The organism is Flavobacteriales bacterium, assembly GCA_020435415.1.
Lineage (GTDB): Bacteria > Bacteroidota > Bacteroidia > JACJYZ01 > JACJYZ01 > JACJYZ01.
The window spans coordinates 1-15,731 of record JAGQZQ010000077.1 but is presented as its reverse complement, the minus strand read 5'-3'; the positions used below and the strand labels follow the sequence as shown (position 1 = coordinate 15,731).

The following is a 15,731-nucleotide window of genomic DNA, read 5'->3' as shown; positions in this document are numbered from 1 at the left end:
CCTGTAGTTTAATGGATAGAACGAAAGTTTCCGGAACTTTTGGTGGGGGTTCGATTCCCTCCGGGGCTACAAAAACAGTGTGGAGCAACAGCATACAGCATACAGTTCGTGGCGGTATGATTCCTTGCTCCACATTGTTTTTGTCCCTGTTGCTGTATGCAGTTGCTGTATGCTGACCTTAACTGTTACCTCCCTGTATGCTGTTGCAGTATGCAGTTGCTGCTTTGGGGCCGGAAGATGAAAAGTAAGTAGAAATACGTAGTATGTTGAATTAGAGGGGGAATTTGGTATTTTAGGGAGTGGATATGGACGACTGAAGCGCAAGAAAAAGCAAATAGCCTTCCATAATGGACGAATAGGCATGGTTTTGTTGAGTATATAGACGAGAGTTACCGGAATTTTTGGGGACTGTGCTAAACCAAACATTTCTGCACGGCACCAACTGACAAAACGGACAAATGAATTTTATAGCAATTGACTTTGAGACAGCAAACAATTTTAGGAGTAGTATCTGCTCAATGGGTGTTGCTATTGTAGAAAATGGCAAGCTGGTGGGTAGCGAACACTTTTTAATTAAGCCGACACCAAACCATTATGACAGTTTCAATTCCCTTCTTCACGGCATTGAGGACAAGCACACAAGAGACAAAAAGACCTTTAAACAACAATGGAAGGGATTGCAGAAGTATTTTAACAATCAGACAATTGTTGCGCATAACGCATCTTTTGATTGTAGCGTTTTGCGGTTTACACTTGACAGCTCAAAACTTCGTTATCCTGACCTGGACTATCACTGCACTTACCGACTATCTCAGGAGCTACTCCCACTTGGTAGTTTTCGGTTAGACAATGTTTCAAGGCATTTCAAAATAAGACTAAAACATCACAACGCTGAAAGCGATGCGAAAGCATCTGCTTTAATTGCTTTGCGACTGTGCGAGAAGCACAACGCAAACACACTTGAAGAACTTTCAACGACAATAGGTTTTAAAGTTGGAAAAATTTTCAGCGAGACAAACTCTTACAGACCTTTTTCCAAAAGATAATAATGCCAGACAGTATTAAACTTTCCGAACTTGTAAATGAAATTGACAAAGCGATTAAAAATCGCTTTGCAGGTCAAACCTTTTGGATTAAAGCGGAAATTACAGATGTGAAGAAGCAACCAGACAAGCGTTGGTGCTTTCTAAAATTCATTGAGAAAGACGGCAACTTAATAACAACTGAAATCAAAGGTGTTTTTTGGGCTAACACTTATCACAACATTGAACGCTTTGAAAAAGAAACGCAACAAACTTTTGCAAGCGGACTTGAAATAACTTGTAATGTTCGTGTGCGCTTTCACAAGCGTTACGGAATTGACTTGGAAGTTTTGGCTATTGATTACGCCTACGCAATTGGCAAGCTAGAACTTGAAAGAAAACGAACACTTGAAAGGTTGGTAAAGGAAAATCCGACTATCAAACTTCTACCAAACGGAACTTTCTCTACAAAAAATAACCGAACTGAATTAACGATGGTTTTTCAAACCATTGCTTTGATAACTGCTCCGAACTCTGACGGACAAAGAGATTTTAATAAGGTCATTGATAAGAACAAATATGGTTATGCTTTTTCAGTTACTCCATTTCTGACAACAATTCAAGGCGACAACGCCAGCCAACTTATTTTAAAGCAACTCAAACTCATTGAAGCGAGCAAAGAAAAATTTGACGTTGTTGTAATTGTTCGTGGCGGTGGTTCAGACATTGACTTCAAATCATTCAACGACTATGAACTTGCAAAAGCAGTTGCGATGTTTCCTACTCCTATTCTCACAGGCATTGGGCACGACAGAAACACAAACATTGTTGACTTGATGAGCAGGCAACACAAAACACCAACGGAAGTTGCGACTTACATCATTGACAATAATATGAACTTTGAAGCTGAGATTGACGAATTGAAAGAAAGATTTTTCCAAAGAGTTGATGAACTTCTTGACGATGCAAAAGATGAATTAGCGAGTATGAAGCAACGAATAAAGAATTTACATCCGACAACAATTTTGAAAAAAGGTTTTGCAATTATCAAGAGCAACAACAAAATTCTAACAGACACGAAGAGAATAAAAGTAAATTCGGAGTTGCAGACAATTATGCAATCAGAAACAATAACCAGCACCGTAACAAGGAAGATAAAGAATGAAAAAGGAATTGACCTTTGACAAGGCATTCAACGACTTAGCAGAACTTGTTGAGGAAATTGAAGACGATGAAATAAAAGTTGACACCCTTGCTGCAAAAGTTAAACAAGCAAACGAGCTGATTAAGTTTTGCGAAACAAAACTGCGGACAATCAAAACTGAAACGACAAAACTCCGTAGAGGAAAGTAAAACTACGTTAACAAGGGCGGACCAATAAATAACATATTGATGAAAAGAACCTTCTTATACTTCGGAACTGTTCTATGTTTATTAGCAATATGCTCTTGTGGATCAATCATCAACCCAGACCAACGAGTTGAAGAAAAATTCCGATTGGCAACGACCGAGGACGGTTCGTCAACTTATGGAGACTATTTCACGAAATTAGCTGGTCTTCGGGGAGAAGTTAAATACCAGGTCTTCACAGCGCAAGGAGAAACAAATCCAGATATTAAAGTTATTCAGGTGGACATTGATAAAAAGAATGATTCTGTAGAATATAAGACAGCCAAAATCCAATACCAGTTTAATGAAAAGACAGGATTTGTCAAGCTTGCATATTTAGAAGTAAATGGTGAAGCTCAAAACCTGCTAATGGGTTCAATGAGTCTCGGATTGATGATGATGGAATCAACTCTCAAATAGGTTGCCACCAACGAAAAAATAATGACGGCTATCAGTAGAACCGGATACATACCGAGGCGTCTTACGAATATGACAATAAGGGAAATCATATAGCCGATTAAGATGCAAAACAAAAGGACGTGCTCCCTTCGGTGGGTGCACATGCCACTGTTAAGAAGTTTTGCAAAATAACTTGTATTCGCGTAACTGTAAACTTTGGTTGTATGAACGAAAAGGGGAAGATGCTACTTAAATTTCAACTTCCGGATTTTGCCGAAATAACGCAAGATGGGCAACAAATGCTGCTTGAACGGATTGTCAAGCATAATGGAATTTGGAAGATAAATAAATACGATTCTGATACGGTTTTTCCAAGTGATCCACATGCTGACCGAGTTGACGCACCTGAGAAGCTTAACTTGTACACTGGAGACGTATATTCAAAAATAAATAAACAACATTTATACACGCTTCCCAAAAAGGCGATGAAATTTATCTACAATGAAATCATGGCTTGTAAAGAGGAAGAGATTAAAAACAAACTGATTGATAATGCTGCTATGATTACTTATCTATAATATCAGTAGGCACAATCCATGATAAATTTTGCCAGGGAGCTACCTGAGCATTTCATTTAGAAAACTTATATAGAAATGGACACCTCTCTTTTAAAATTCGGACTACTCTGCCTGAGCAGTCTCGTGCTTGGGACCTATTCTTCGTGCGACGTTCGAGAACCAAAGGATGCTGCCCACAGTACTGCTTCTAATATTTTTAATCTGGATTGGGAGATATCAAGAAATATTCAAATTAAGGAAGGGCAAGTGTTCTTCAGTGGTGAACCTGCCCTCTGCACGGGAGATTCTATTGTATCTTTAAGCTTCAATGATTCCGGCAAAGTAGTTTTTCCTTTTCATATAGAAACATCTGACACCTGCTATCTTGAGATGTTTCCTTCTGAAATCTATGTTGAAAAAATCGGGAGCAAAAACTATTTGTTCATAGACGGGGTAGACCTCTTGGTTGGAGACCGGTCTTCTCTAAACAACGACATTAGTATAAGGCATATACCCGAAAGGAATATAGAGGTTGAAGGAATCCGATTCAATGTAATGCCTGAAACCTTGGTTGATCTTGGGTATATAACTACGGATACAACTGATAAGAAAAGCTATGTAAATGTCCATCAAGACTATGAAAGTTTTCTGGATAATGGAAGACATGGAAAAGCAATCCGATTTAGTACACAAAAGGATAAAATTAAATATATACTTGTACTATACGAATCCCTTGTGGAAAGAAATAGCGAATTTAAGCGGTTACGTAATATTCTACGATTAACAAGGCAACCGAATGATATTAGTAATGATGATATGTCAGGTGCTTATTATTATGGTAATGGATACCAAGTTGGAATAGGAATAACTAATAGCCATTATTTTCTGATTATTACTGATGAACTTGGAAGTAGGTTCGCCCTATTGCAGGCATACGGCGATATGTGATTCCCTCAATCATGTTGTAACCCTCCCCAAATACCAACCTCCTTATTTTTTACCGAAGAGTTTAGGGATTTTTTTCTTGACCGCAGACAACTCATCAATCCCTTTTCTCAGGAAGTCCACCATTTCCTTAGCATGGTTTTTTCCATCGAGCACAAACGCCGCAAGTGGTTCGTATTTCCCTATATACCAATAATCGGAATCAACATCTCCCTGCTCCCATAAAGGGAGTATGGCCTTGATTTGCTTCGATAGGTCTTTATCCAGACCCGTTACGCTAATACCAATGCATACATCATCATGGTGATCTTCCCAGTCCCAGTAGTAACCATACGATATTTCAGCCCACGAGTCCCTATTCCCGGTCTCCTGATAGTTTATGTATCGGTTATTAATAAGTCGTGTACTTCTTGATGAATCTTTTGACGGTTTCCCAAAATTCTTTTCGTAGTACGGCTTTACCTGATTAAGTACTTCATCCATTTTTAACAGTACGGTGCCAAATGACTGCATCGTCACAATGTCACTATATCTGAATTGTGTGTCCATATCCATATTCTGTTCGCTTAGGTAGGTTTGTAGCTGTTTAGTGATCTCACTTGAATCATCATCTATCAGTCCAATGATGTCTTTCCACCGAAGTAACTTTAGGTATTTTTCTTCCTTGTATTCGTAGTACTTCGTTAGAAATATCAAGTGTTTATTTTGAGCCTTCTTCTTATCCAGTATCTTAGCATAGTCAGCGAGTTGATTTGCTCTTTCATTTGAATCCACTTTACACTCAATAACAATTACTGTATTGTCAAAAGCCATTAATATATCAGGCCTACCGTATTTAGCATCTACAACTTGTGTTTGTATTGATATGGCAGAACCAGGATATGCAATGCCGACTTTTTCAAGGAATATCTGAGCAAACCGTCTGTCATTTTGTAATGCGAATGCGAAAATCTCTATCAAATAATTTTCGCGATTGTTCTTGCCATCCTTTTCCCGATAAGAGTAAATTCTCGAAAAGATTGACAGGCTCATGTCATAATAGAGATTTATTCAGTAGCCAGCCAAGATAAGCCAATCCTTTGATTTCGTAAAAACCCCGTAAGGAAAATTGTTCCGTAATAGCCCGGAAATGACCCGAATGGCATAACGCCTCCGTCACCCCGCCATCAAAAAATGGTCAAAAATGGTTATTTTTGGATCAAAGCAGTAGTTTGGAATCAGGATATGGACTGCCTCCTATGGGCTACAAAGATAGTTTGGAGCATACAACAACAGCATACAGTTTGGTATCAGGAGCTTTATGCTCTTGTTGCTTTTATCCCTGCTGTAGCATGCTGACTTTTCGGGCATTTATTTCGCCTCTATAATCACCTTCAAATCCCCCATCGGGTTCGATTTTCGTCCCCTTCGGTCTACACTTCAAAACGCCACCCTTCGGGACGGCGTTTTTTCGTTTCGCCCCGTCGGGAAGCCTACCCTGCAGGCTGGCTCCTCCCTAAAATGCTCCACTGGAGCATTTCTTAACGGTCGGCCCTCTCCGGGGCTACAAAATCAGTTTGGAGCATACAGTGTGAGCATACAGGAGCAACAGAAGCTTCCTGCTCCAAACTGATTTTGTCCCTGTTGCAGTATGCTCAAACTGTATGCTGACATTACAGTTAAGTGACTGCCAAAAGTCACCTCTGCAACTTCCAACATCACTTTAGCCCACTCTCTCAACCCGGAATGTTCAGATTTGTCAAAAATCCGATCTAACCCTCATGTTCGACTTTGAAAAACTGAAGGTCTATCACAAAGCGAAGGCATTCAACCAGTCTGTGCAGGCCTTCCTGAAGAACAATCATCTCGACAAGATCACCACCCATCAACTCCATCGTGCTTCATTCAGCATCATGCTTACCTCTCCACTTTTAAAGCCCGCTTTTGACTTATCCCGGCTTGCCATCATAGGAAGTCGCAAATTGCGACTTCCTGTTATCCAATACCAAAAATGAAACCTGACCATTCCGTCCTCCCTGCAGATAAGACCGACCGCGCTATCCTGATGATCCGTGGCTATCGGATTATGCTGGACAGCGACCTGGCCGACCTTTACCAGGTCCCCACCAAACAACTGAATCAGCAGGTTAAACGGAATATTGACCGTTTCCCGGAAGACTTCATGTTTCAATTGACCGACAAGGAAAAGACAGAGGTGGTCACAAATTGTGACCACCTCCGGAAGCTGAAATTTTCTCCGCACTTACCTTATGCTTTCACGGAACATGGCGCCGTGATGCTGGCCGGGATCCTGAACAGCCACACAGCAGTGCAAGCCAGCATACATGTTGTGAGGGCTTTTGTAAAATTGAGAGCATTATTGGCGACCCATCAGGAACTGGCCCGGAAACTGGATTCCATGGAACAGAAATACGACAAACAATTCAAGGTTGTTTTTGACGCACTCCGTGAGCTCATGTCCACCCCTTCCCCCACACGAAAAGCCATCGGGTATAGGATACATCCCAAACAGGAAAAGAAAGGCTAACACCTTCATAAGGCTCTTTCCTTATTGCCTGCCGTCACACCGGCCCAGGCGCCGGCAGGCAGGCATACAGGAGCTCCGGTTCACCGTATGCTCTTGGTGTTTTTGCCCTGTTGCAGTTGCTGTATGCTGAAAATCTTCTCCGGAGGGAGCTTGCCCGGCTGACTTGCCTGGCTAATACATGACAGAAATCAAACCCCATAACGTTACAGCTTTCGAAGCTTATTTATCTCCTTCTGAAAATCTTTCTTCATACACTTCAAAAAACATTCATAAACCTTCTCATCTTTGTTAAGCTCTACAAGAAAACCTTCAAGATATTGTTCCAGTGAATTCTGCAAACGCACAGGATTAACCACAATACAATCATCCACTAACGCTACAGGCTTCTGAAAATCTTCATCATAAGAAAACTGCCCAAGATTTTTTATATGGCCCTCATGTAGCAATCCGTGGCGGAAATTCACGTACAATTTATCGGACACTACCACATCAAGTCTTAAGTACTTTTGACACCATGTTTCAAATCTCTTATCTCCTTTCTTTGTACTCCCGGTAGAATATCTCGCTAAAGCATCAATAAGTAGCAGTTCCAGTGCACCTGCTGCAAAAGCATACTTGGCAACATTTAACTCTGCGATAGGCATCAAATAGTAATGCCGTATTCTTTCTTCAAAAGCCTTTAAAACCTGCTCTTTGTTTTCTAGGTCCAGATCACATAGAAGCACGCTTGGGGAGAAATAAATTTGTCCAGCAATATTCATATTCAAAGCTATTTAAGCCAAAAGGAAAACCTCTACACCTATGACTTTTAATATCAACTCAATATATCAAATCCGGGTTTTTTATTTCAACCATTAATAACTCCAATCTTCATGCTTTACAGGAAGCCTGTTCAACGTTTCCCTGTTCAGCCGCCAGTTGGGCATAAAGCGGTCCATGTATGCCACGAACCGATCATTGTGATTGCGCTCGAAAAAGTGGACCAGTTCATGAACAATGATGTATTCGATACAGGCGATCGGTTTTTTTGTCAATTCCAGGTTGAGCCAGATACGCCGATCCTTTTCATTACATGTGCCCCATTTGGTACGCATTGCCTTAATGCCCCACTCCTTTGCCTCAACGCCAACTTCATCTTGCCATATCTCCAATAGCTGAGGAACAATCTTCTTGAGTTCACGTCGATACCATTCCTTCATCGCACGGGCACGCTGGTTCTGGTCAGCGCCGTGTTTCACGTAAAGTTCGAGGAACTTCTTGTTGCGGACCACAACCTTGTTGTTGCCGGAATGTTCAATTACCCTGAGCAGGTAGCGCTTTCCGAGGAAATAATGACTCTCGCCGTTGACGTATTCGCGCGGAGCTTCGCGTTCTTGTTCACGAAACCTCTTTTGATGCTTTTTGATCCAGGAAATCTTTGAGACAGCGAACAACCGGATGGACTCGTCATCCATTCGTTCGGGGGCAGATACACGCACACGACCCATTGGCGGGTAAACAGCAAGGTGCATGTTCTTGATGTCCTTACGAACTACCTCGAGTTCGAAGTTGCCCACCTTGATCTTCCCGTCACTAATATTCATCCTGATTCCTGATGATTTCAAAAATGTTATCTATATCATAGTTATCCGGCAATACTTTCTTCACTGCATTCTTCACTTCGCGCTCCTTGATGCGGTTTCCACGCCACCCGTCTTTCTTTACATAACGAACGGCTTCATCCGCTGCAGTGGTTAGTTCTTCATTCTGATCCAGGTTGTCATAAAGCGCTCTTTTGGCGGGTGTATTTAAGGAAGAAGGATACGCATCCGACATTTCCGGTTTTTTTACAAGTTGGGTCAATTCCACCACGCGCTTCAGGTATTCTTCATAAGCCATGGCATCTACGCGCCGGTCTTGAATCAGTTCGTCAAGAAGATGAGACATCCTTTCAAAATACTTGGGGTTGGTTGGCCTTTCCTCAATGATGACTTTCCTCAGGTTGTTTTCAATGGTTTCGGCAACTGCTTCTTTATCCTTCCGGATACCATCTGGCAATCCCTCCACGGCATCCGTACCTCGTTCAACAATCAGGTCAATCAGTGACAGATCATCGAAGGCAGAAATTTTCCGGCTGGAATCCGCTGAAATGTACATATCAATCAGCTGACGCATCCCCGGCTCATAGGCCTTGAGGTCAATGTAATCACCGCTGGCTTTTTTGATCTCATCGCGGAGGTTGGTAAAGAATGTGACACGCTCTTTGATCCTTTCAGCCTGCTCAGATGAATATCCCGCACGGGGCATCTCATTGGCAATATTTGCATACCCCCGAATCAAAGCCACCACCTGCTTGTAAAGGACCACGCGTTTTTCTTCGGTCTCTTTCAGTGCATGTTCATTCTCCGGGTCGCCACAGAAATAGCGAATGAAGCTGACAGAATCTTTCGGATGAACCGGCTCGCACAAGGTTTCGCATGCCTCCATGGCGTCTTCCAGGCGGGAACGGGAAAGTTCCAGGCGATCCTTCAGCAGCCCGTCCACATCATCTTTCTCATATTGACCGAAAGCTTCAGATGTGTAATCGTGGATCGAATTTTCAAGGCTCTTGAACAGGTCTTTATAGTCGATGATATACCCAAAATCCTTGTCCTCGGAATCCAATCGATTCACCCGGCAGATGGCCTGGAAGAGGCCGTGATCCTGCATACTTTTGTCGATATATAGGTATGTGGCAGGCGGTGCGTCAAAACCGGTGAGCAATTTATCCACAACAATGAGCAACTTCATCCTGGCCGGTTCATGAATGAACTGGCGCTTGACTTCCGCTTCAAATTCCTCGGTGGATTTTTTCCCGATCATCTTTTTGTAGATGTCGTGCTTGTGTAATTCTTCCGTTGCACCGGCTCCGGTTTCTTCTCCTTTGATCCTGGCCGCGCTCGGTTCATAGGAGGTTACAATGGCGCATTCCCTGAATCCGACAGCCTGGAACAATTCATAGTATTTGCAGGCTTCATACACACTGCCCGCAACCAACAATGCATTGCCTTCGCCGGTACATAACCGGGGCTTCACTTTGAAATCTTTCAGCACATCAAAAACGATCTTTTCCAATCGGGATTTGGAACTGAGTATCTTGCGCATGGTGCCCCAGCGTTTCTTGAGTTCCACCCTGGCCACATCTGTAAGGCCTCTCGTTTCCGCATCAAACCATTCATCGATGCTTTGCTGGTTCGTGATGTGCTGGTCCACGTCCCGTGCTTCATACTGCAGGTCGAGAACGACTTTGTCCTGAACCGCCTCATCAAACTTATATGTGTGGATGTATTTGCCGAAGACCTCCAGGCTCGTTTTCTTGTCTTTTTTCAGCAAGGGCGTGCCGGTGAAGCCAATGAACAGGGCATCGGGCAGAATGGACTTCATGGCTTCGTGCAGAATACCACTTTGCGTGCGGTGGCATTCATCAACAAAAACATAAATGTCACCTTTTGCTTTGAATTCTTTAGGCAAGCTTTTCCGAATCTCTTCTATGTAGCTGGCATAATCACCTTCTTCCCTGGTTCCGAACTTGTGTATCAGGGAACATAGCAGCGGATCCTCGTTTCTGTTCAACCGGTCAATCAAGTGCGCTCCGCTTTTAGCCTGGGTCATTTCTTCGCCGGCGTCTCTGAACACGCGCACGATCTGCTTGTCCAATTCATCCCGGTCTGTGATGATAACCACCCGCGAATTGTTGATGTTCTCCCGTATCCATTTCGCCATCCACACCATGGTCAGGCTCTTGCCGCTGCCCTGGGTGTGCCAGATGATGCCACCTTCCCGACGGTTAATATAGGACTGGGATTCCTTGACGCCGAAGTATTGGTGTGGGCGGCATATCTTTTTTGTGCCGGCATCGAACAAGGTGAATTCATGTATGATTTCAAGAAAGCGTTCCTTGTTACAAAACTGTACAAGGTGTTTGTCCAGCAGGTGATCAAAGGATTCGTCGCTCTTTTCCTTCCAGGTCAGGTAATACTTTTCCGGCGTTTCGATGGTGCCGTACCGCAGCCCTTCCGTATCATTCCCTGCCATGACCAGTTGCATGGTATGGAAGAATTCCCGGATGAAAACGGACTTCTGGTTGTCCAGGTTCTGGCGGATGCCTTCGGCAACGGATACGGTGCCGCGTTTCAGTTCGATCACGCCCAGGGCAATGCCATTCACATAAAGCACAATGTCCGGGCGTTTCTTGTTCTCGCCCTGGACAGAGACCTCTTCGGCAATGGCGAAATGGTTGCTCAGGGGCTCCTCCCAATTGATCAGCCAGACGGTTTCCTTGTTCTCACCGACCTCTTCGCGGACCTTGACACCGTAGCGGAGCATGCCGTAGACTTCCTTGTTGACTTCATACAGGCTCCGGCTTTGGTCACCGGCAGCTTTCTTGATCTCGAAGACGGCGCGTTTGATCAGGCTGTCACTGTATCCTTGTTTGGCAAGGAAGGCGGTCAGGTATTCCTCTTCAACGTTGCTGTTGCCTTCGCGGTCTCCCCAATTACCCAGGCAGGTCCAATCCAGCCGGTCCCGCATCAGTTGCAAAACACGGTTTTGGGTGACTCTTTCCAGCTGGCCTACTTTGCTCATGTTAGTCTTTGAAAAGTTTGAAGTTCACCTGGTAGCGGTAAAACTCGATGTTGGTGGTGACTGATAAGGCACGTTTGATCCGTAGGTCGTCATCTAAACCGATTATCACACCTTTCACCTCTTGGTTGACTTCAGCCAACTCTTCCTTCACATAGCCCATGTATCGTTGGATCTGGCCGACCACATTGTCGCTGACCCGGCCTTTCTTCAGTTCAACCACCAGCAAGGTTTTTTGATCCTTACTGATGGCCAGGATATCAATAGGTCCTGTATCGCTGGGATATTGTTGGCCGACTAATTCTCCGTCTTCCGCATAAATATCATAGCCTTTTCCCAGTTCTGTATTGTTCCAGTTCTGTACCAGGAAATCTTCGAGGTGTTTTTCAAGGGCGAAGGTTGACGGGTCTTCGATCTCATTCGTTGTAGCGATGATGGTAGGCGGCTTGTTGCCACCGATCAGTTCTTCAATTTCCTCAGCGTATTTTGTGACATCACTGATGGTGCCAATGGAACCGGTTGAGTTTCTCAGGCCTTCGCTCATCGCGGTGCGGTCAATGGTTATAGGATACCACTTGACACTTCTTCTATGCGGGAGCTCGTGACCTGGGTGGTAGTGATAGGCCGAATCCACGCTGCCAATGTAATATGCTCCTTCACCATCAGGGCATAATACGATATCGCCCTGATGGATGCCTTTGCATACCGTCCATAGCATGCCGCATGCCAATCCGGCGGAAACCTTGCTTTTATTGGGTCGGGTAGATAACCATTTCGGAATGTACTCTTTATTGAAATCGCGCCAGTTCTCGGGAAGCTTGGCTGTAAGGTCTTCGTCAATACCGAAGTTGGCCCCGATAAAGTTGCCTTCGTAGCATTCTTTTGCGTAAACACTTTTCGGGCCGAGCATGATGCGTTTGTACTGTTTCATATCAGGCGGGTTTTTCCTGTTAGGAGTTCCTGCATCATGCCCTGTTTAAGATCCTTATACTTTTTCAGAGTTCTATTTGCTTTGTCAATATCGCGGTCCAAGGAGTACAGCGATTCCGCAATTAGTTTTTGCTCAGCTAACGAGGACGGGAGCCAGTATCGAAAATTCACAAAATCCTTTTGGTATAAGTGCGAAATTGTTGAACCGGCAGCCAATTTTGCAAGGAAGTCATTGAATTGGTCCGATAGGAGTAGGTAGTAAAAGAATAAGGTATGAAAGGAATTGTTTATTGGACGGAGCACAAACACGCCGCTATTTAGTGTAGTTGGATGTTTTACTTTATCGATATAAGCAACTTTACCGATGGTTCCATCTTTTGTTATAAGAACATCTCCTTCTCTTACTTGAATGTTGCGATCCTGATCATACCTGGTTTTTTCAACGAAAACACAGTTATCCCAATCGATAAAGCCATCAACAAAGTCTGTCCCCGTGATAAGGCCATACTCCCCAGAATCTAAATATTCAGCTGTCGTCAATCCTTGCCAACCAATCCTTGCTTTTAAAATTGCCCTGTCACCTAATTTTTGTCGAATCCAATTTTCCTTAGGCTTCAACAACTCCTGCATCACCCCTTGCTTGATCGCCTTCTTCTTTTCGATCAGCTTGGACAGGGATTGAATCAGATCGTCCACATCACTCAGGGCCGTGGCGATGGCGCGTTGTTCGGTGAGGGTTGGGGGGAGGGGTACCTTGATTGACTTAACATCGTCTTTATACAAAGCTCCCAATGTAGAACTGGCATTTTTACTCAGAAGCTGAAGCTGCCCACCACGCGAACTAAAAAAAAAGTAAAGAAACCGGGGGGTTGAATGTTGGTTAATCTTGAGCAGATAGAGATTAGGTGCAACGGTCGCAAACTTTGTTTGCATCTTGAACAGATAAACCTTTCCGATATCACCTCTCTTTAAGAAGAGGAGCTCACCACCAAATAGGGCCGTTTTTTTAAGGAACTTGTAAGACTCTCGATCAACATACCGGACGTCGGCAATGTTGGTGTCATTCTCCAAATCGGTTGACCGAACATACCACGCATATTCTGGATGATCGAAGACGGTTACGTTTTCAGCAACTGATGCGAAGCTACCGTTAGCGTCATAGTCCGTGAGCAAGTCCAGCAGATCACGAACATCCACAAGCTCCCAATCCTCGGGAATCAATCCAACCTCGGTCTGCTTGTATTTGGACTCCACTAACTCCATTCCAGTCCCATTTGCTGTAAATGCCCTTTGACCTTTTCCTCCAGTTCCTTGGTCTGGCTGTCCAGTTCGCTGAGTGTGGACTCGTACCGTTCGGCCAGTTCCTTGATCCGGGCGGTAAGCCGCTGGGAAATGGCATCGATTTCCTGTTGGATGGCATCCTGGATGGAGGCCAACCATTTGTCGTCCACGACCAGAGTCTTGACTTCATCTTCCGATAATTGCCTATACTGTTCGATCACCTGTTGGTCGAGTTGCTGACTGCGGTCTTTGAGTTCTTTCTTGGCGGTGGCCTCCTTCTCCATGAGGGCCTGGTATTGGAGGAGAATCTCCCGCTCATCTTCAAACTCCTTGTCGCCCTTGATCTCTTTGAGCCGGGCCGTCAGGGTGCCTTTGGTGATCTTGCCTTTGTCGTTCAGCGCTGAGGAGATCAATCCTTCGTCGCCGCCGTGTTCCTCGACGATCTCTTCCATCTGCTGGCCGAAGGATTCCAATTCGGCGGATAGTTCATCGATGGCCTTTTGTTCTTCTTTGAAGTAGCGCGCAATGACGAGCGGTTTGGGCACCAGCTCGCAATCGAACTCGCCCTTCTTGATCTTGCCCTTGGCATGGGTGATGGGCTCCAGGGTGGCCACCCAGCCGTCTTCGATGAGCATGTAGATGTCATCCTTCATCTCATCGTTCCAGTAATCCATCAGGTGCTGGTACATGTCGTACGGGTCCACCAGGTCCTTGCCACTGTATGCTTGCAGCAATTCTTCCGAAATGGCTTGGATGAATTCCCCGGCCTGGGTCTCTGTGTTGATCTTCTTCAATTGGTCGTATACCGCATCTTTCCACTGGTTGAAGACGGCATCCAGAACAGCGCTGTACGACTTGAATTCTTCGTGTCCGAAGATCATTTCCCTGACATCTGTTTTGTCCACCTTCAGGTTAAAATACTTGGGGCGGTTCGGTGCAAACAGATCGGCACGCATGGCCGGGTACACCTTCCAGTATGTGGATAAGCCATCCACATCACGCTCGGGAATACCGCCTTGCAGGTGTCCGCTCAGGTCCTGGATGTCTTCTTCTTCCTGGCTGTCGATATAGCGGGGAATGTTCAGGTTGTACTCATTGGATTCGATCTCGGAAAGGGGCACCAGGCGGGAGAACTTGTCAATCTGCTGTTGCTTGTTGAACACATCCACGATGCAGTGCAGGTCCTGTTCACGCAGCCGGTTCTTGTTGCCGTCCTTGATGAAGCCCTTGGAGGCATCGATCATGAATACGCCCGTGCGTGAGACGGCGTTTTCCTTGTCGATCACGATGATGCAGGCTGGGATGCCCGTGCCGTAGAAAAGGTTGGCAGGAAGTCCGATCACGCCCTTGATGTAACCTCGTTGGATGATGTTTGTGCGAATGCGCTCCTCGGCTCCGCCCCGGAAGAGGACGCCGTGGGGCAGGATGATGGCACCCTTACCGGTACTTTTCAATGACTTGATGATGTGCAGCAGGAAGGCGTAGTCGCCATTCTTTGCCGGCGGAATGCCGAAGCCCTCGAAACGGTTGTACTCGTCGGAATCCGGTTCGAATCCGCTGCTCCATGACTTGGCGGAGAACGGCGGATTGGCCACCACAAAGTCGAACTTTTTCAAAGATCCGTCTGACTCTTTCCAGTGCGGGCTGGCCAGCGTGTTGCCTTTCCAGATTTCGGCGGTGGGGCTGTTGTGCAGCCACATGTTCATTACGGCAAGGGCCTTGGTGGCATTGTCATTCTCTTGCCCATAGATGGTCAGGCCTTTGGGGGCTTCATCAGCCACCTTCAACAGCAGTGATCCCGAGCCGCAGGTGGGGTCATAGACCGTCTGGTCCTGACTGCTGTCTTTCTTCACGCCGATCACCTTGGCCAGGATCCGGGACACTTCGGCCGGTGTATAGAATTGGCCTTTGCTCTTACCCGACTCGGTGGCGAAGTGGCGCATCAGGTATTCGTAGGCATCGCCCAGGATGTCATCGCCATCCGCCCGGTTCTTGCTGAAGTTGAGGGCGGGATTTTCAAAGATACCGATCAGCTTGGTCAAACGGTCCACCATCTCCTTGCCTTTGCCCAGCTTCTCTTCA

General features: G+C 45.2%; 15 protein-coding genes. 8 read left to right on the top strand and 7 right to left on the bottom strand.

Annotated elements, in window-relative coordinates:
- Positions 1–458 precede the first annotated feature (458 nt).
- From KDD36_11590 to KDD36_11565, 6 genes are all read left to right on the top strand, one after another.
- The gene (locus tag KDD36_11590; protein MCB0397292.1) at positions 459–1,046 is read left to right on the top strand and encodes a 3'-5' exonuclease; all 588 of its coding nucleotides are present in this window, start codon (positions 459–461) and stop codon (positions 1,044–1,046) included.
- Between the two features lie 2 nt (positions 1,047–1,048).
- Positions 1,049–2,206: an exodeoxyribonuclease VII large subunit gene (xseA, locus tag KDD36_11585; protein ID MCB0397291.1), complete on the top strand. Its 1,158-nt coding sequence runs from the start codon at positions 1,049–1,051 to the stop codon at positions 2,204–2,206.
- A complete protein-coding gene (xseB, locus tag KDD36_11580) occupies positions 2,184–2,375 on the top strand; it encodes an exodeoxyribonuclease VII small subunit (protein ID MCB0397290.1) in 192 nt (63 codons plus the stop codon). Before xseA ends, xseB begins: the two co-directional genes overlap by 23 nt.
- Before the next feature lie 39 nt (positions 2,376–2,414).
- Positions 2,415–2,831, top strand: a complete 417-nt coding sequence (locus KDD36_11575; GenBank protein ID MCB0397289.1) for a hypothetical protein — start codon at positions 2,415–2,417, stop codon at positions 2,829–2,831.
- Positions 2,832–3,034: 203 nt separating this feature from the next.
- Positions 3,035–3,388: a hypothetical protein gene (locus tag KDD36_11570; protein MCB0397288.1), complete on the top strand. Its 354-nt coding sequence runs from the start codon at positions 3,035–3,037 to the stop codon at positions 3,386–3,388.
- A 75-nt stretch (positions 3,389–3,463) separates the two neighbouring features.
- Positions 3,464–4,315 (top strand): hypothetical protein, encoded by an 852-nt coding sequence (locus tag KDD36_11565; protein MCB0397287.1) that lies wholly within the window; start codon positions 3,464–3,466, stop codon positions 4,313–4,315.
- Positions 4,316–4,357: 42 nt separating this feature from the next.
- Here KDD36_11565 and KDD36_11560 read toward each other — a convergent pair whose 3' ends face one another.
- The gene (locus tag KDD36_11560; GenBank protein ID MCB0397286.1) at positions 4,358–5,344 is read right to left on the bottom strand and encodes a PD-(D/E)XK nuclease family protein; all 987 of its coding nucleotides are present in this window, start codon (positions 5,342–5,344) and stop codon (positions 4,358–4,360) included.
- A 728-nt stretch (positions 5,345–6,072) separates the two neighbouring features.
- Between KDD36_11560 and KDD36_11555 the strand changes: the two genes are divergently transcribed.
- Entirely contained in the window at positions 6,073–6,306 is a 234-nt protein-coding gene (locus tag KDD36_11555; GenBank protein MCB0397285.1) for a hypothetical protein, read from the top strand.
- Entirely contained in the window at positions 6,303–6,839 is a 537-nt protein-coding gene (locus tag KDD36_11550; protein ID MCB0397284.1) for an ORF6N domain-containing protein, read from the top strand. Before KDD36_11555 ends, KDD36_11550 begins: the two co-directional genes overlap by 4 nt.
- A 203-nt stretch (positions 6,840–7,042) precedes the next feature.
- On the opposite strand, the gene KDD36_11545 is transcribed toward KDD36_11550, so the two are convergent.
- The 6 genes from KDD36_11545 to KDD36_11520 form a co-directional block, all read right to left on the bottom strand.
- Positions 7,043–7,600, bottom strand: coding sequence for a hypothetical protein (locus KDD36_11545; protein ID MCB0397283.1), 558 nt, complete (start codon positions 7,598–7,600; stop codon positions 7,043–7,045).
- A 93-nt stretch (positions 7,601–7,693) separates the two neighbouring features.
- A complete protein-coding gene (locus KDD36_11540) occupies positions 7,694–8,422 on the bottom strand; it encodes a M48 family metallopeptidase (protein ID MCB0397282.1) in 729 nt (242 codons plus the stop codon).
- Positions 8,412–11,441 carry an HsdR family type I site-specific deoxyribonuclease gene (locus KDD36_11535; GenBank protein ID MCB0397281.1) on the bottom strand — a complete coding sequence of 1,010 codons (3,030 nt, stop codon included), beginning with the start codon at positions 11,439–11,441 and terminating at the stop codon, positions 8,412–8,414. The genes KDD36_11540 and KDD36_11535 overlap by 11 nt, the downstream gene beginning before the upstream one ends.
- Position 11,442: 1 nt before the next feature.
- Positions 11,443–12,369, bottom strand: coding sequence for a DUF1016 family protein (locus KDD36_11530; protein MCB0397280.1), 927 nt, complete (start codon positions 12,367–12,369; stop codon positions 11,443–11,445).
- A complete protein-coding gene (locus KDD36_11525) occupies positions 12,366–13,631 on the bottom strand; it encodes a restriction endonuclease subunit S (GenBank protein MCB0397279.1) in 1,266 nt (421 codons plus the stop codon). Before KDD36_11525 ends, KDD36_11530 begins: the two co-directional genes overlap by 4 nt.
- The coding region (locus KDD36_11520) for a type I restriction-modification system subunit M (GenBank protein ID MCB0397278.1) at positions 13,622–15,731 on the bottom strand (2,110 nt) is incomplete at its 5' end. The genes KDD36_11520 and KDD36_11525, both read right to left, overlap by 10 nt.